General features: G+C 54.7%; 13 protein-coding genes. 9 read left to right on the top strand and 4 right to left on the bottom strand.

The window, feature by feature from the left end; all coding sequences use genetic code 11:
- Positions 1–357: 357 nt before the first annotated feature.
- Positions 358–876, bottom strand: coding sequence for a cysteine hydrolase family protein (locus DK871_RS03515; protein WP_161903994.1), 519 nt, complete (start codon positions 874–876; stop codon positions 358–360).
- Between the two features lie 311 nt (positions 877–1,187).
- Here DK871_RS03515 and DK871_RS03510 point away from each other — a divergent pair, with 311 nt between their 5' ends.
- The gene (locus DK871_RS03510) at positions 1,188–2,111 is read left to right on the top strand and encodes a phytanoyl-CoA dioxygenase family protein (protein WP_161903993.1); all 924 of its coding nucleotides are present in this window, start codon (positions 1,188–1,190) and stop codon (positions 2,109–2,111) included.
- 34 nt (positions 2,112–2,145) lie between these two features.
- A complete protein-coding gene (locus DK871_RS03505) occupies positions 2,146–3,105 on the top strand; it encodes a DMT family transporter (protein ID WP_161903992.1) in 960 nt (319 codons plus the stop codon).
- Positions 3,106–3,258: 153 nt separating this feature from the next.
- Here DK871_RS03505 and DK871_RS03500 read toward each other — a convergent pair whose 3' ends face one another.
- The gene (locus DK871_RS03500; RefSeq protein ID WP_161903991.1) at positions 3,259–3,576 is read right to left on the bottom strand and encodes a hypothetical protein; all 318 of its coding nucleotides are present in this window, start codon (positions 3,574–3,576) and stop codon (positions 3,259–3,261) included.
- Positions 3,577–3,824: 248 nt separating this feature from the next.
- Here DK871_RS03500 and DK871_RS03495 point away from each other — a divergent pair, with 248 nt between their 5' ends.
- From DK871_RS03495 to DK871_RS03480, 4 genes are read left to right on the top strand one after another with little or no spacing between them, the layout of a single operon-like run.
- Positions 3,825–5,804, top strand: a complete 1,980-nt coding sequence (locus DK871_RS03495; protein ID WP_161903990.1) for a class I SAM-dependent DNA methyltransferase — start codon at positions 3,825–3,827, stop codon at positions 5,802–5,804.
- Positions 5,801–7,177, top strand: a complete 1,377-nt coding sequence (locus tag DK871_RS03490; protein WP_161903989.1) for a restriction endonuclease subunit S — start codon at positions 5,801–5,803, stop codon at positions 7,175–7,177. Before DK871_RS03495 ends, DK871_RS03490 begins: the two co-directional genes overlap by 4 nt.
- Positions 7,178–10,378 carry a type I restriction endonuclease subunit R gene (locus DK871_RS03485; protein WP_161903988.1) on the top strand — a complete coding sequence of 1,067 codons (3,201 nt, stop codon included), beginning with the start codon at positions 7,178–7,180 and terminating at the stop codon, positions 10,376–10,378.
- 27 nt (positions 10,379–10,405) lie between these two features.
- Entirely contained in the window at positions 10,406–11,317 is a 912-nt protein-coding gene (locus tag DK871_RS03480) for a restriction endonuclease (RefSeq protein WP_161903987.1), read from the top strand.
- Positions 11,318–12,344: 1,027 nt separating this feature from the next.
- Here DK871_RS03480 and DK871_RS03475 read toward each other — a convergent pair.
- Positions 12,345–13,331, bottom strand: coding sequence for a hypothetical protein (locus tag DK871_RS03475; RefSeq protein ID WP_161903986.1), 987 nt, complete (start codon positions 13,329–13,331; stop codon positions 12,345–12,347).
- A 325-nt stretch (positions 13,332–13,656) separates the two neighbouring features.
- A complete protein-coding gene (locus tag DK871_RS03470) occupies positions 13,657–14,568 on the bottom strand; it encodes a LysR substrate-binding domain-containing protein (RefSeq protein ID WP_161903985.1) in 912 nt (303 codons plus the stop codon).
- 326 nt (positions 14,569–14,894) lie between these two features.
- Between DK871_RS03470 and DK871_RS03465 the strand changes: the two genes are divergently transcribed.
- From DK871_RS03465 to ltrA, 3 genes are all read left to right on the top strand, one after another.
- On the top strand, positions 14,895–15,212 hold the full coding sequence (locus tag DK871_RS03465) for a transposase (protein ID WP_161903984.1): 318 nt from the start codon (positions 14,895–14,897) through the stop codon (positions 15,210–15,212).
- A complete protein-coding gene (tnpB, locus tag DK871_RS28920) occupies positions 15,209–15,535 on the top strand; it encodes an IS66 family insertion sequence element accessory protein TnpB (protein WP_161903983.1) in 327 nt (108 codons plus the stop codon). The genes DK871_RS03465 and tnpB overlap by 4 nt, the downstream gene beginning before the upstream one ends.
- A gap of 142 nt (positions 15,536–15,677) precedes the next feature.
- On the top strand, positions 15,678–17,444 hold the full coding sequence (ltrA, locus tag DK871_RS03455) for a group II intron reverse transcriptase/maturase (RefSeq protein ID WP_375139723.1): 1,767 nt from the start codon (positions 15,678–15,680) through the stop codon (positions 17,442–17,444).
- Positions 17,445–17,454 lie beyond the last annotated feature (10 nt).

Below are 17,454 nucleotides of genomic sequence, written 5' to 3'. Positions count from 1 at the left end.
AAGCTCGGCCCTGCGGGGGTCGAGCCTGGATTCATGATTATTTCTGGTGTGTTTTTGCCAGGCGAAAAAAAGCTCAGGACTGCGGGGCAGGTTCTAACAATTGCCTGCGCGCTGTACTGAGCTGGTAGAGGGGTTTGTTCAGTCGCTGCCCGAGTGTCAAGGACGAGATGGGGCTATCGTCGAGCTTGACGCTGCCATAGCGGCAACAGTTGCAGGTTATTCGCGACAGGTGATTTTGACCAGTTCACCAACAGCGCGGCATGTTGCGGGAAAATTCCGAAGCGCTGCCCTGGCGACTTTCTTCCTTCCGGAATTCAGGTCTCCAGCGCCAGCATTCTTTCCAGCCGAAAACCTCTGCTAAAAGCTCCAGTCCTCAGCCCGAACCAACTGGCAGAACGGCCCATTGAGCGTGGAATTGTGATGAGCCACGATGGCCTCGGCTTTCATCAACGGCGTGTCGGAGCAGGTATGACCGTCGGCGATAAGCACCGCATCGAAGCCAAGATCACGCGCGGCACGGCAGGTGCTGTCGACGCAGTATTGCGTTTTCATCCCAGTGACCACCACGCCGGTCGCGCCGCTGGAGCGCAGATTGTCAGCCAGGTCAGTCATTGCAAAAGCGTTAGGCCGGCGCTTTTCGAACACCACTTCCCCACCCAGTAACTTCAGTTCCTCTGCAATCAGCGTAAGCGGGCTGCCCGACTCGATTGGCGAGCCAGCGGGGCCGATGTGACGCGCGAGAAAAATCGGCGCGCCTGCGCTGCGGGCCTTGTCCATCAGGGTATTGAGGGTTTCCAACAGCCCGTCGCAGCGCCAGGGTTTTTCCGGGCCGTGGATGAGTCCGACTTGGATATCGAGTATCAAGAGGGCGTACATAGGTGCATCTCCTTGCGTGTGAACCAGCGACACAAGGCATAAAAAAGGCCCTGTCCATCGCTGGCGGGCCTTTGAAGTTCGTTGGTTATTGGCTCACGACACCTCGCACGCTCCGCTTGAAGCGGTCGTGGTGGTGGTTGTCGAGGTGAGGCAATGGGTACTCATGAGCTGACACTAGCAATATCGCCGCCGGCTGGCAACACAACGTCCAATGTCGCCTCAGTGCGCAAAACAGTCGTGTGAGTTCAAGTTACCAGCGCCCACCTATCGCATGCTTGAGTTCAAACGCTGGCATAAAGGAGGCCACGCTGATGCAATCCCAGGAAAAGGACCTGTCTCTTGTTAAGCACCTCTCGCTCAGCAGCGACGAAATCGAAGCATTTCGTCGCCAGGGGTTTATCAAGCTCAAAGGCTTCTTATCTGAGCACGCCATTCAATCCTTGAAGCAGGCGGCCCGTTCAAAAGTGATCTCTGCACGGGAGTCGAAGTCCGCCTACGGGGACTCCTTCAGCCGGTTGACCTACGATCTGGGGACAACCGATGCGGTGAAAAACATCTATTCCTCGATCGCTTTCAGGACGGCCTTGGTGACGTTAATCGGGCATCCGCTGATCATGACCGAGTCCCAGAGTTTCGAGCTTACCCCGCATAAAGAGGGTTTTGCCTGGCACTACGATTCCCTGAGTTTCAGGTACGTCCGCCCTCAGGACGCCGCCTTCAGCGTGTGGATCCCGTTGGATCCTATCGACAATTCAGGCCAGGGCGGGGGCATGGCTTATCTAGCCGAAGACATCTATAGCGCGAAGGCGAATTTCCAGATGGCCAGCCTGCTTTCCAAACGAATGGTTGCCGGCGTTGCCGTGGAGGATTTTTCCGCGCATTTGAGAGCTGTGTTCCAAACGCCCAGCCTGCTCACCGATCTGTTTGAAGCGTATAAAACCCAGGACGATTTTGCATTGGGCGACGTACTGCTGTTCACCAAATCGATGTGGCACCGCTCTGAACCGCTCTTGCCAGGGCCGCTCGCGACTCGACTGGCGGTGACCATGCGTTTTCTCGATTGGCGTTCACGATTGGACAAAACGATGTTCGAAGGCGAGTCTGAAAGCGGTGGCGGCGTAGGAATGGGGGTCAACTGGGGCAGGCCGACCCAGACCGCCTATGGCTCGCAATTTATCGACATCAATGACGGCGAGGAAATTCGCACTTCCACGTATTGTGGGCCTGTCATCTGATGTCCCCGCAAAGGTTGCCTGCTGAGGAGCGCTAATGACCAGATCCTACGCGCTGGGGGTGGCAGCTGCGGTATTTGCCACCTTCAGCTGGGCGCTTAATTTTCTGTCGCCCTACATGATGGGCGCGTTCGGTCCGATTGACTTCATTACCCTGCGGTTCATCGTGTCCGGCTGCATCGGCCTGGTGATGCTGCGTATCTATTGGCCTGGCGACCCTGCTTTAAGCAGGCGCTCAATCCTCAACGCCGGGCTACTTGGCGTGCTTGGCTATGCGGTGTACATCGGTTGCATCATGGGCAGCGTGCTCAATGGCGGCGCTATCATCGCACCGGCATTCCTCAGCGCTACACCGGTCATCATTGCGGTCGCGGGCAATATGATCGAGCGCACCACCACCTGGAGCAGCCTCGCTGTCCCCATCATCCTGGCGGTTTGCGGGTTGGTCGCGGCAAACTATGGCACCTTGGTCGGGGTTTTAGACAATGACCTGACCTCCTACCTGGTCGCGGTCAGCTACGCCGTGGGTGCGGTGCTGACTTGGCTGATGTTCAGCATACTCAACCAGAAGATGCTGGCGAAAATCCCCAAGGTACACGCAGGCCTATGGACCGGCCTGATGATGGTTGGCGCCGGTCTGAGCGTGGTCGTGTTCGTGCCGTTCGGGCTCGTATTGGACCTGTACACCTACCCGCACCTGGACCTGCACATGGGCAACACCCTGCCGGTGCTGGCTGCCGCAACGGCGCTGGCCTGTGTTGCCTCCGTTGGCGGCGCATGGGCCTGGAATTTTGCCAGCCAAAGGCTACCGATGGCCCTGTCCGGGCAGCTTATTTCAGTGGAAACCATATTCGCAGTCGCCTTTGGGCTGATCGCCGAGCAGCGCTTGCCTACCGGTCTTGAGGTTCTGGGGATCGTTGGGCTGTTGGCAGGTGCTTCGATTGCGGTGAGGGTGATGGCTCAGGGGGATCGCGAGGGGGTGAAGGTGCAGGTTTGACTGATTGAGTCGGCGGGTAGGTATGACCAATAGCGGATTTACAGGCACAAAAAAGACGTTCAAGGACGTCTTGCTCTGTTGAAGTGGTGGGTCGGGGTAATTTGAATAGGCTTACTACTTTTTTGGCCTTACGTAGGCGAACTACAGCGCTGATCAGAACTTAACCAACCTGAAACGATAGGCCACCAACAGGACCGTTGGCCAGAACAGTGTATTGACTATGTCATGGAGACTCGCGGCCCACCGCCAGTATCCCAAGCTCGCCTTATCATCCATCAGATCGAACAGCTCGATGAGGCTCGCCCCCGCTAACACGACCAGCCAGCTGCTGAAGGAACCCAGGGATTTTCGAGTGATGCAGCTGGCAGCGATCAGCAGTGCCAGACCTACATAAATATGCAAGGCATCCCTTGAGAGGCCGGTGGCTGAAATAATCCCGAGCTTGAGTGATTGCAGTGTGGACGTGTCCATGAGCGTTTGCTCGTTTGTCGGGGCTCAGGCCCACGGTAGTTACCGCGGTTTTGATTGGTTGTCACGCTCAATAGCCGCGCCTGGAAGCCCTTTCGTTTCAAGGCCATATTGGCTGTCTGGCCTGGGGATAGTTCTCAGCGCTGACCTAACTGCCCCAAAGTGGTGGCAGTTCACAACCTAAAGTGAACGCTCCGGGAGGGGTGTGGATGGTAGACTTGCGGTTTGCCCGTACTCCAAGGAGTTATTGCGTGAACACGGAAAATCATTCCCAGACGGCCGCGTTTCTATGGTCCATTGCCGATCTGCTGCGCGGTGACTTTAAGCAATCGCAATATGGCCGCATCATTCTGCCATTCACCCTGTTGCGGCGGATGGAGTGTGTTCTGGCGCCAACCAAAGATGCCGTGGTTCACGAGTTCTATGCTCAGGAAGGCCGCCCGGACAGCGTGCGGGATATGTATATGCTGCGGGCCGCAGGTGGTCATCAGTTCTTCAACGCATCTTCGCTGACCCTCGGCACGTTGTCCGACACGCAGACAGCCTCCGACTTGATGAGCTATGTTCAGGCGTTCAGTAAGGACGCCCGCGAGATCTTTGAACACTTCCACTTCGAAGATTTCGTTCAGCAACTTGAGAGCGCTAATTTGCTGTATCAAGTGGTGCAGCGTTTCGCCGCTACCGACCTCAGCCCTGAGTTCATCAGCAACTTCGGCATGGGCATCATCTTCGAAGAGTTGATCCGCAAGTTTGCGGAAAGCTCCAATGAAACCGCCGGGGAGCACTTCACCCCGCGCGATATCGTGCACCTCACAACCTCGTTGGTGATCACCAATCAGGACCACAAGCTCGCGCCTAATAGCATCGTCACCATTTATGACCCAACCGCCGGCACCGGCGGCTTTCTGTCCGAGGGCGATGAGTACATCCAGTCCATCAGCGAGAAGGTCAGCGTGTCGCTACACGGCCAGGAGCTCAACCCTGAGTCCTACGCCATCTGCAAGGCGGACATGCTGATCAAGGGCCAGGATGTAGCCAGCATCAAGCTCGGCAACACCCTGTCCAACGACCAATTGGCCGACAAGCGCTTCGACTTTATGCTCAGCAACCCGCCGTTTGGCGTGGAATGGAAGAAGGTGCAAAAGCAGATCACCGACGAGCACAGCCACAAAGGCTTCGACGGCCGCTTTGGCCCCGGCCTGCCACGGGTGTCCGACGGTTCGCTGCTGTTCCTTATGCACCTGGTCAGCAAGATGCGTGACCCGCGCGATGGTGGATCGCGCATCGGCATCATCCTCAACGGCTCGCCGCTGTTTACCGGCGGCGCGGGTTCTGGTGAGTCGGAGATTCGCCGCTACCTGCTGCAAAACGATCTGGTCGAAGCCATAGTCGCTCTGCCGACGGACATGTTTTACAACACCGGCATCGCCACTTATGTGTGGATACTCAGTAACCACAAAGCCGCTGCGCGCCAGGGCAAGGTCCAGTTGATCGACGGCAGCCAGCACTACGCCAAAATGCGCAAGTCACTGGGCAGCAAGCGCCAGTACATCACCGAGGATCAAATCAGCGAGCTGGTGCGCCTGTATGGTAGCTTTGAGCAATCCGCACAGAGCAAGATCTTCCCCATCGACGCCTTCGGCTACCGCCGTATCACCGTCGAACGCCCGCTGCGCCTGAACTTCCAAGCCAGCGCCGAACGCATCGCTAAAGTGCTGGAAGAAAAAGCCCTGCAGAAGCTTGACGGCGCCGCTCAGCAGCAACTCATTGCTGCCCTGCAAGCGATGGACGCAAGCCAGTTGCACCGTAACCGCGAGCAGTTCAGCAAGCTGTTGAAAAAGGCCCTCACTGCGCACAGCGTCAGCCTAAGCACGCCGGAACTCAAAGCCCTGATGAGCGCCCTGAGCGAGCGCGACCCCGAGGCGGATATCTGCATGACCAAGGGCCAACCGGAAGCGGACGCTGGCCTGCGCGATAACGAGAACGTGCCGCTGGGCGAGCCGGTGTACGATTACTTTCAGCGTGAAGTCATCCCCCATGTGCCGGATGCCTGGATCGACGAGAGCAAAACCGATGCGCTGGACGGCGAAGTCGGCATCGTCGGTTTCGAGATTCCGTTTAATCGCCACTTCTACGTGTTCCAGCCGCCGCGCCCACTGACCGAGATCGATCGCGACCTGAAGGCCTGCACCGACCGCATCAAGCAGATGATTGAGGGGCTGTCGGCATGACATTTCCAGCGTATTCAGAGTACAAGGAGTCTGGTGATGAGTGGTTGGGAAAAGTGCCGGAGCATTGGCAGGCTCTTGCACTATCCCGAGTGCTTGCAGCACCTGTTACCGATGGTCCACACACTACGCCAGAATTTTTAGATGATGGAGTCCCGTTTCTTTCAGTCGATGGTATTAAAGATGGAAAGCTCTATTTTGAAGGGTGTCGCTACGTCTCTTTTGAAGATCATAAAGAGTTTAGTAAGAAAGCAGCCCCAAAATATAACGATCTCCTTATGGGTAAAGCCGCATCCATCGGCAAAATTGCAAGAGTTACAGAAAATGTTGAATTTAGCATTTGGTCCCCTCTAGCACTTATCAGGGTCAATGAGGGCCAGTGCAGTCCGGAGTTCTTGGAGTTTTGCTTAGGGTCATTGGAGCTTCAACATCAGGTTCTGCTGGCATCAAATAGCAATACTCAACTCAATATCGGAATGAAGGATATTCCAAAGCTAAGAATTCCATTGCCTGATTTGCAAGAACAAACTCAAATCGCCCGCTTCCTTGGCCACGAAACCGCCCGCATCGATGCGCTGATTGAAGAGCAGCAGCGACTGATCGAGTTGCTCAAGGAAAAGCGTCAGGCCGTGATCTCCCACGGCGTCACCAAAGGCCTCGACCCCACGGTGCCGATGAAAGACTCCGGCGTGGAGTGGCTAGGTGAGGTGCCGGCGCATTGGCAGGTGTCCAAACTAAGTTTTCGCTATTCCGTTGAGCTTGGAAAAATGCTTGATGAAAAGAAAAACACTGGAATTAACCCTTTGCCGTATCTAAGGAATCAAGATGTTCAGTGGGGGCGCATTAATATCCACGGCCTCCCATTGATCGATATTGAACCAAGTGAATATGAGCGATATACCGTAAGGCTTGGTGATCTACTTGTTTGTGAAGGAGGAGATGTAGGGCGTGCTGCAATCTGGCGGCATAAGGGCAACAAAATTGGCTATCAGAAGGCATTGCACCGACTTCGTCCAGAGTCTCCAAATAAAGATACCGCAGAGTTTTTTTTCTTTAGTTTGATGGCAGTAAAAGCATTGGGTGTGTTTGAAGAGTCTGATACGAAAGCAACTATCTCTCACCTTCCTGCGGAGAAGTTTAGGCAGTACAGATTTGCGTTTCCTCCTATCGAGGACCAGCAAGAAATTGCTTCTGCACTTAGAGAAATGTACAAGCGTTCAAGTGAGACCATTTCTTATGCTGAAAACACGATAACGCTTCTCCAAGAACGCCGTTCCGCTCTAATCTCCGCCGCCGTCACCGGCAAAATCGACGTACGCTGCTGGCAGCCACCCGCCAGCGCGCAAGCACCCGTATTAGAAGCAGAGGCCGTATAAATGGCGGACAGCAAGGAAGCACAGTTTCAACAAGACATCATCGACGCCCTGGTCGCACAAGGTTGGCTAGTCGGCACGGCGAGAGGCTACGACCGGCGCTCGGCGCTGTATACCGAGGATGTGCTGGGCTACTTCAAGGAGGCCTGGCCGGAGCGCTGGGACAAGTTCGTCAAGGCCAACCCGAACAACCCGGATGATGTACTGGTGCAAAAGCTTGTACGCGAGTTGGAACAGAGCGGCACGCTGGATGTGCTGCGCCACGGCTTTAAGCTGCCGGCGGTGAAGGTGGAGCTGTGCAGCTTTCAGCCCGACCACGGCATGAACCCGGATACCTTGAAGCGTTACCAGTGTAACCGCCTGCGCGTGGTGTCGGAGGTGTCCTACTCGCCGCATGCGCGTGAGGCTGGCAGCGGTGGGCAGAGCTACAACCCACGGTTGGACTTGGTGCTGTTCGTCAACGGCATCCCCACCGCCACACTAGAGCTGAAAAGCGAGTTCAAGCAGTCGGTGGAGAACGCCAAGCGCCAGTACCGCAATGACCGCCCAGTAAAAGACCCGCTAACGCGCAAACCTGAGCCACTGCTGACATTCAAACGCGGTGCGTTAGTGCACTTTGCTGTGGGCCAGAACGAAGTGGCTATGACCACCAAACTGTCGGGTAAAGACACTTTCTTCTTGCCGTTTAACCTTGGCAGCGCAGAGGGCGGCGCAGGTAACCCGATGCCTGAGGACGACAGGCAATACGCCACCTGCTACCTGTGGCAACGTCTGTTGCAGCCGGACGCCTGGCTCAAAGTGTTGGGCCGCTTTCTGCACTTGGACAAGAAAACCAGTGAAGGCTTCGACGGCACGCTGGTGACCAAGGAGACGATGATCTTCCCGCGTTTCCACCAATGGGAAGTGGTCAATAAGCTGATCCATACTACCCGCACCGAAGGGCCGGGCAAGCGATATTTGATTCAGCACAGCGCAGGCTCAGGCAAGTCCAACTCCATCGCCTGGACTGCGCATCAACTCGCCTCGCTGTACGACGATACCGGTCAACGCCTGTTCAATTCGGTGATCGTGGTCACCGACCGCACGGTGCTGGATAGCCAACTGCAAAACACCATCTACCAGTTCGAGCACGCCCAGGGCGTGGTCAAACCTATCAGTCGGGATGTCGGCAACCAAAGCAAATCCGAGCAACTGGCCGAGGCGCTTGCTGAGCAGACGCGCATCATCATCGTTACCATCCAGACCTTCCCGGCGTTGTTCGATGCGCTGGACAGATACCCCAAACTAGCCCGCGGGCGCTATGCCGTCATCGCCGACGAAGCGCATTCCTCGCAAACTGGCTCATCGGCCAGCAAGTTGAAACAGATTCTCGGCAGCGATGCTCTGGAGGCGGAAGAAGTCAGCGCTGAAGAGCTATTGGATGCTGCCGTCCAAGCTCGCCAACCTAATGAGCGCATCAGTTACTACGCCTTTACCGCCACCCCAAAAGCTAAAACCCTGGAACTGTTCGGTCGCCCGCCCGATCCCTCCCTGCCAGCGAGCACCAGCAACAAGCCTGAGCCGTTTCACCTGTACTCCATGCGCCAGGCCATCGAAGAGGGTTTTATCCTCGACGTGCTGCGCAACTACACCACCTACAGCACCGCCTGGAAGATCGCTCACCCGGATGGCGAAGACGACGAGGTGGACAGCAAAAAAGCCCGCATCAAGTTAGCGCGCTGGGTGCGTTTACACCCGTACAACATCAGTCAGAAGGTCGAGGTAATCGTCGAGCATTTCCGCGCTAACATCCGCGGTCTGCTCAATGGTCAAGCCAAGGCCATGGTAGTGACGAGCAGCCGTCAAGAAGCCGTCCGATATCAGTTGGCATTGAAAGCTTATGTTCAGCATATGGGCTACAACGATGTACACCCGCTGGTGGCGTTCTCTGGTAGCGTGTTGCCGGATGAGGTTATCCCCGAAGAAGTCACGGAAAATAGCAGCCTACTCAACGCGGGCCTGAATGGCCGCGACCTGGCGGACGCTTTCGACACCCAAGACTTCAACGTGATGATCGCGGCCAATAAGTACCAGACCGGCTTCGATCAGCCCAAGCTGTGCGCCATGTACGTGGACAAGAAACTGCAAGGCGTGGACTGCGTGCAAACTCTGTCACGGCTGAACCGCACCTTCGGTGAAAACAAGCAGACCTTCATCCTCGACTTCTTTAACGAGCCGCAGGATATTCTCGACGCCTTCTTACCGTACTACACCAAGGCCGAGCTGACCGACGTGACAGACCCGCAGATCATCTATGACCTGCAGAAGAGGCTCGATGCCGAAGGCATCTATCACTGGCAAGAGGTCGAAGCATTTGCCTTAGCCTTCTTCGATCCTAAGGCGCAAGCCAGCAAACTCAGTTATTACTGCGCGCCGGCCAAAGAGCGTTTTGCTAGGCGCTATGCCTTCTCGCTGGAATCTCGTCAGCAGGCGCTTGATTACAAACGAGCCGCCGAAGCCAATGGTGATAGCGCCGGCTTGAAAAAAGCCGAGCACGCATTGAAAGAAGCTGGCGAGCAGGTGGATCAGCTCGACCTGTTCCGCAAGAATCTGCAAAGCTTTGTGCGCCTATACGAGTTTCTATCACAGATCGTGCCTTACGAGGATCATGAACTAGAGCAGCTGTGCGTGTACGCGAAGCATCTGCACCCGCTACTGCGCGTAGATCGCCTGCTAGAAGACGACGTGGATGTGGGTGAGCTGCAACTGAGCCACTACCGCCTAAGCAAGCGCGCCGAACAAGTGCTGCGTCTGAACGAGGAAAGGGGCAAATACACCGTCAAACCCGGCAGTGACGTGGGGAGCGGTAAGCCGCATGATCCGGAGAAGAAGCGCTTATCCGAAATCATTGAGGCGCTGAACGATATCTTTGGCGCCGAAGTGAGCGACGATGACCAACTGCAGTTCCTAACCGGTATCGCCCAGCGCATCAGCCGTCAGGAAGATGTGATGGCCCAAGTGAACAATCATTCGGTTGATCAAGTGATGCATGGCCTGTTTCCCAAGCGCGTCCTCGACACCGTGCTGGACGCTATGACTGACCACGAAAAGCTGTCACTGGAAGTGCTGGATAACGAAACGAAGAGCCGCGCGTTTGCGCTGGTGATTTTGAAGATGCTCAAGACTGCGGCTTCCTTCGATGAGACTCGTGTCGGCGGGGCATAAAGCAGCCTGTAAGATTAAGGAGTCATAGTGGCAATTCCGGACTTTCAAAGTGTGATGCGTCCGGTGCTGAGCACCGTGCAGAACGGTGCGTCGCTGCCGCTCAATGAGCTGCGCGAGCGGGTGGCTGATCAGTTTCAACTGACCGAGGATGAACGCAAAGAGCGCCTACCTTCTGGTCATCAGACGGTGATCAACAATCGAGTGGGCTGGGCTCGCACCTATTTGAATAAGGCTGGCCTGCTGTGCATTCCAACCAAGGGCATGGTGCAAATTACCCCGCGTGGTCTCGATGCTTTGAGCAATGGTCCGCAGCGCATCACGGTGAGCTGGTTGAAGCAGTTCCCCGAGTTTGCAGACTTCCACACGGCCAAACCGCAACCAGTTGACGCTCCCTCCCCACTGAACGTTGGTGTTGCTGAAACCACGCCAGACGAGCAGTTGGCCGATGCCCATCAAGCCCTGATGCAGTCCCTGGCAGATGAGCTGCTGACGCAAGTCCGGCTAGGTACTCCCAGCTTCTTTGAGCAGTTGGTAGTCGATCTCATGATTGCTATGGGTTACGGCGGCTCGCGTAAAGAGGCGGGTAAGGCGACCCAAGCGACCAATGATGACGGTATCGACGGCATCATCAAAGAAGACAAGCTCGGCCTCGACGTGATCTATCTACAGGCCAAGCGCTGGGCCAATACGGTACATCGTCCAGAGATCGACAAGTTCATCGGCGCACTGACTCGCCAGCGTGCCCGTAAGGGCGTGTTCATCACCACCTCAGAGTTCTCCGAGGGTGCCCGCACTGCAGCGCTGGGGTTGGATATCAAAGTGGTATTGATCGACGGTGTTGAGCTGGCGCGATTGATGGTAGAGCACAACCTGGGCGTGAGCGTTAAGCAGGTGTATGAGGTGAAGCACATCGATAGCGATTATTTCGCTGGCGAGTGATTGGATTCCAGACACAAAAAAAGACGCCCATGGACGTCTTTAGATGTAAAAGTGGTGGGCCGGGGTAATTTGAATATGGCCTTTAACCTATTGATTTATAAGATTTATCTCGTAACATATTTTTGATTGGAATACCAAATGGAATACTGCGCGACACTTCCACCCTATTGTGCCTTAGCCAACCGATACATTTCGCAACTATAATGGGCAATAGCCCACCGCATCGGATGTACCGATGATATGCATGGCGTGGGATATTATCGTATTCCCCGCCCCCCACGAACTCACCCAGTTGCTTTTGGTCACGGGAGACTAGGTGAAGCTAGGGACCGTGTGGCGCAGAATAAAATTGCCGGGCCACACCGTGCACATAGGGCTTCTGACTAACACTAGCATCTGTCTGCGGGCTTAGTAGATTAAGTTTCGGCAACATAAAGAGTGCAGGCAACATGGCTCACGCGAACGTTGTCCCCGCATGCATGCGTATGAGACGAATCAAAAGCCCATTTTAGTGTGTGTGCTGTTGTTGGACCCACTTGTTTTGATGGCAGCTCAGAATTCATTACGGCTCGGACCTTGTTCATCAGGACAGACCCGTTCTCCTTTCGCATATAGACAACCATTAGGCCTCGTATTTCTCGTCCGGTCATGTACCCCAGAAGCTGTTTTACACCGCCTATATGGTATTGCGGACCGTCGTAAACTTTGGCTTCTCCTAAGATTCTACGTGAGATTCCCAAGCGATAGGATTCAAATGTTAGATCTGCATGGCCGTTTGAGTGTTGCTCCAAGCTGACAGATAGTCCGGGCACCATTATCGCTAGCCGTAATATTGTCGAAAGAGCGGGTTCATTAAGTGTTTGGAAAAGAGACTTGCTTTCTTCCATTCCAGCTAGCGACTTATTAAGTAGTGAGTCAAATGCAGCCTGAAATTCTTCATCGCTGAGGGAGGCGAACAAGTCTAGATGTTCGGGGGACTGCTGTCGAAGCTGGTCCGTTAAGTCGTAAAGAGATCCATTTCCTGAACTCATTGAATATTCGCCCGTGCCATTCGTGGACACCAAAAGACATCAATTTTTGAGGCCCAATTCTCCCACTCAGACTCAGGCATTGTTTTGTTTTTCCACCACGAAGATAACTTGTTTGCTACCTCTTCGGCTGGAATTTCAACTCCGTCATTGGAGCGCAATTTCATGTCTAAGAGCATAATATTGGGTGAGGCTAATAAGCCAACCACTGCAAATACGTCGGTTTGGCTCCATTCACCGTCTCTGATAATGTTATTAAGTTTCGCTAAGGTGAGGATCTCGTCTTCATTGTCACTAATGGCTTTCCAAATCTCTGTGTTGATCTGCTGCCACTTGACCGCATGATCTAGCTGAAGCTTTAGCAGATTACCGGATTCATGTTCGATGCGACTGAGGTGGGAGGAGGGTCCGGGAGAAGAAAAAAGCTGTTCTGGATCTCTCTCCTCTGTACTTAAAATAATTGACTGGCCGCTTGATACAATCCATTCCTCATAATCGGCCATCACAAGTTCTGCCCTTTTCATCAAGGGTTGTAATAAAACTTTGCGATCTGGGTGCACATAGATCTTTAGGTTCGTTGCGCTTGAGTCGAGTAGCTCTTTGAATTTGCTATAACGATCTTCCCAGGGAAAATCTGCGCCCTCAATTGCCATAGCTGACACCATTTTTCGGTGGATGTCATTGTTACGTTTTTTCCCCTCGGCATCGAGTACCTGAAATAGCGCCATTAAAAAAGATTTGAGCTTCTCAATAAGCACCAGTTTTTGTTGCTCTGTCAGCTGTAAAGCAGTTAATAAGTCGATGGCATCCAATGTTGCCATAAGAGCGTTAATAGAAAGTGGCATTCCTATCTCGCCCTTAGCCCTTCTTTCCTTTGATGGGGCTTCAGGCAATTCGTCCAGCCCCCAGCCAACCGCGTCCTCTACTAAGTCAATATCGAATACCGCGCCGACCCGGTCATCTTCCTCTCGGAGTAGGACTGACAAATGCTTGACTATCTGCTCGACAAAACTAGCGCGTTTTTCATCGGCGTGTTTAGTCAGTTCTTGTTTGTTGAAATCGAGAATACCCCAAAGTCTTTCGCGACTATGCAGCCAGGCGGAACCTAATTTACGAATTAAGGTGGCGTGCTGTGTATTATCTTTGACGAGACTGTTGAGGGCATCTGATAAGCTTATGGCACCTTCCTTATCCTTGCCGCCAGTTTGGGTACCTAAGTCAGTCGTGCTTTGGGTGAATAGTTCTTCCCCATTTCGACGTGCGGATCTGTGTGGGGTCAGGTAATTACCTTCCCTACCGAGACCGTTATAGCTAATGCACCAATTGCATCTCCGCGCTCGAAACCGCGTCGTAACAAATTTTCTTTAGCCAGACGACAAATTCGCTGGCGGCTTTTGAGGGGCGGTACACACTCACTTCATAGTGAAAGGATGGGGCACTACGAATCTTACCCACAGGGACCAACCGCCCGTCGGTCAGCCACGGTCGAGCGAAGGATGGCCGAGCAAGGACGACCCCTAGGCCATTCGCTGCTGCTTCCAACATGATGCCTAGGTCGAGCAATAGAGTTCCCTCATTAGGTTCTGGCAGATCCAGACTGGCCTCATTGAACCAAGGTCGCCAAGGCTCCAGTGGTGAACGTAGCAGAGGGATTCGAGAAATATCGTCAGGAAAATGCAGAGGTTTGAGTGTGTTCAGCAAATCTGGTGACGCGAGGGGCTGCAATCGCTCATTCAGAAGCCGGTATTCTGGCGCCACACTCGCGCTGTCGCCACTGATGTTGATATCCCAAGGCCCACGGATGCTGCACGCTAGAGGTGCTGAAAGTTCAAGTTGTAGATCTATATGCGGATGTGTCGCACTGTATTCTGAAAGGCGAGGAACTAGAATCTGACGAGCGAACGTAGGGGGGCTGGAAATGCTGAGTCGTTGCTTCCGCTGGGTCAACCGGCTATGCATTGGTATTGCGAGCAGTTGTTCTAATATTGGTATGATCTGCTCAAGGTATGCTTGGCCGTGGGGGGTAATTGTGAGGGTACCGCCGCTGCGATTAAACAGTGAGACACCGAGACGTTGCTCTAACCCCGATATTCTCTTTCTGAGCGCGCTACTGGTTACCGATAGTGACTCAGCCGCGCTATCAAAACTCTTCTTTTGCACGGCAGCTTCGAATGCCAGTAGGGCATCTATAGAAGGCAGACGATAGTCTTTGATTCTGCTCATTTAGTCCCCTTGCTTAATCCTTCCCGAGCTAGCTGGGCCAAACTGCCTAAGCGTCAACAGCCTCATTGAGATGAAACCCAAGCATCATTCTGTATCTCTATGGCCCTCCACATCATCCTTGTTTTAGGGAATCCAATGAAATTAAGGGGTGCGGTGGCATGGGGCCTACTCCGCTCACCTTATGTAAATCTTAGCATGGTTGTGCTGATCCATTTATGACTCTTAGGTAAGCGGCCAGCGAACACACCTTCAGAAATCCGGAATTAAGGGCGATGGTGTCCGCCTATTTTTAAGCGGACGCGATCACCCTTATCGCCAGGATTTCCATGCGCCAACGAAGCTCCTATCCCAAACCCTTCAAGGCCCAGGTCGTGCAGGAATGCCTGAAACCCGGTGCCTCAGTTTCCAGCGTCGCCATCAGCCACGGCATCAATGCCAACGTGATTCGCAAGTGGCTGCCGATTTACCGTGATAAACCTGTCGCGCCACTTCCCGCGTTTGTACCGCTGCAACCGATGCCTAAACGGCAAGCTGATGAGGCCGTGGTCATCGCACTGTCGCTGGCCGATAAATCCATCACGGTCAAATGGCCCATCTCCGACCCGGACGGCTGCGCACGTTTTATCCGCAGCCTCTCGCAATGATACGCATCGACGCCATCTGGCTAGCCACCGAGCCCATGGACATGCGCGCCGGCACCGAAACTGCGTTGGCCCGCGTGGTCGCTGTGTTCGGTGCGGCGAAGCCGCACTGCGCTTATCTGTTCGCCAACCGCCGGGCCAACCGGATGAAGGTGCTGGTGCACGATGGCGTGGGCATCTGGCTTGCCGCGAGGCGTTTGAACCAAGGCAAGTTTCACTGGCCTGGCGCTCATCGCGGCTTGGAAGTCGGGCTCGACGCTGAACAACTTCAAGCGCTGCTGCTCGGTTTGCCATGGCAGCGAGTTGGCGCTAACGGCGCAATTTAGGTGGACACCGTCGCCTCAAGCGAGAGTGTCAGGAAGGTGTGTTGCCCGGACGGTTAGTGCGCCAGTTAAAGCTGGCGGAGGATAGTCGATGAAAGTTCGATACTGGTAAGAAATGGCGAATCAACCAGACCCCGAGTCATGCATGTTGCACCGTGAGGTGCAGGGTGAAGCGTTGACAGGGGAAACCGATGGGCCAGCCATTGAGCCGCGTAATCAGGAATTCGGGATGCCGATGCTGTTAACCGAAGCAGAAGGCAATACGGAGCATGGCGTTATACGCCAGTCATGCTCTGATCCCGCGCGGTCGGAGACCCTGTGCACGTCGGGAAGTCCTTCGCACAGAAACTGGGAGATCTCAGCGGTGCCCGGTGCGCAAGCATCGGGCGGAGCAGGAAAGGCCAAAAGCCGTAACCCTGCTGTCCACGTCGCTGAGAAGTCGGATACGTCCGTAGTACCTGAGAAGCCATCGAACAAAGGGCCTGGCCCGGCGGAGATAGTGGAGGAAAGGGACGTAGCCAAGGGAAATACTGACATGCCCCCCGCGTCCCGGACACTGAGCCGGATCAGTTGCGCGTTGATGGGACTTGAAGGTGTACGTGAAGCCGCCCGAAGGAACAAGGGCTTGCAGTTCACGGCATTGCTGCACCACATCACCCCGCAATTATTGGCGCAGAGCTTTTATGCGCTTCGCCGCGATGCGGCGGTGGGCGTGGATGGTATGTCGTGGCGAGAATATGAGGAAGGTCTTCTTCAGCGGGTGACCGATTTGCACGGAAGGCTTCACAGTGGAGCCTATCGGGCAACGCCGTCGCGGCGGGTCTATATCCCCAAAGCCGACGGCAGGCAGCGTCCGCTGGGCATTGCCTCTCTTGAGGACAAGATCGTACAGCAGGCGGTTGTTACCGTTTTGAATACGATCTATGAAGAAGACTTTCTAGGATTCTCGTATGGGTTTCGGCCGGGACGTAGCCAGCACGATGCTCTGGATGCGCTGACGGTCGCGCTCAAGGGCCAGAAGGTGAACTGGATATTGGATGCGGATATCACGTCGTTCTTTGATGAGATCGACCATGAATGGATGCTGATGTTTCTGGGGAACCGGATTGCAGACCGGCGGATGCTCGGACTTATCTGCAAATGGCTTAAGGCGGGTGTTATGGAGGGTGGCCGTAGAGTAGCTGCGACCAAGGGGACGCCCCAAGGCGCAGTGATATCGCCGTTACTGGCGAATATCTATCTTCACTACGTGCTGGATCTATGGGCAAGGCAGTGGCGCCAGCGGCATGCCCGTGGCGATGTGATCGTTGTGCGCTATGCGGACGACAGCGTGGTGGGTTTCAGGACGCAATGGCAGGCTCAGCAGTTTCTGGTGCAGTTGCAGGAACGCCTGGCCAGGTTCGGTTTATCCCTCAACGCCTCGAAGACACGGCTAATTGAGTTTGGTCGTTTTGCTGCGAGAAATCGTAGGAAGCGAGGTTTAGGAAAACCGGAGACGTTTGATTTCCTGGGCTTCACACACTGCTGTAGTAGCAACAGAAGTGGTGGGTTCCAAATACTGCGGCTGACGGTCAAGAAGCGAATGCGTGCGACGCTGCTGGCTATTCGGGATGAGCTGAAACGCCGGCGGCATGAACCCATCCGGGCTCAAGGGCAATGGCTCACTCGGGTGGTGAGTGGTTACTTCAACTACCACGCGGTGCCGGGAAATCTGATACGTCTGGGTGGTTTTCGTCTGGCGGTATGCCGTCTATGGCGGCAAGCCCTCAAACGTCGCAGCCAGCGTAATCGGCTTCAATGGTCACGCTACGGACGCCTTGCTGACCTCTACATACCTAGACTCAGAAATGCACATCCTTACCCTGAGGATCGCTTCGCGTCACACACCCGAGGCAGGAGCCGTATGCGGTAGTTCCGCACGT

The sequence above is a fragment of the Pseudomonas sp. L13 genome (assembly GCF_009935965.1).
GTDB classification, from domain to species: domain Bacteria; phylum Pseudomonadota; class Gammaproteobacteria; order Pseudomonadales; family Pseudomonadaceae; genus Aquipseudomonas; species Aquipseudomonas lactis.
The sequence above is the reverse complement of the archived record's forward strand: the minus strand, read 5'-3'. Positions and strand labels throughout refer to the sequence as shown.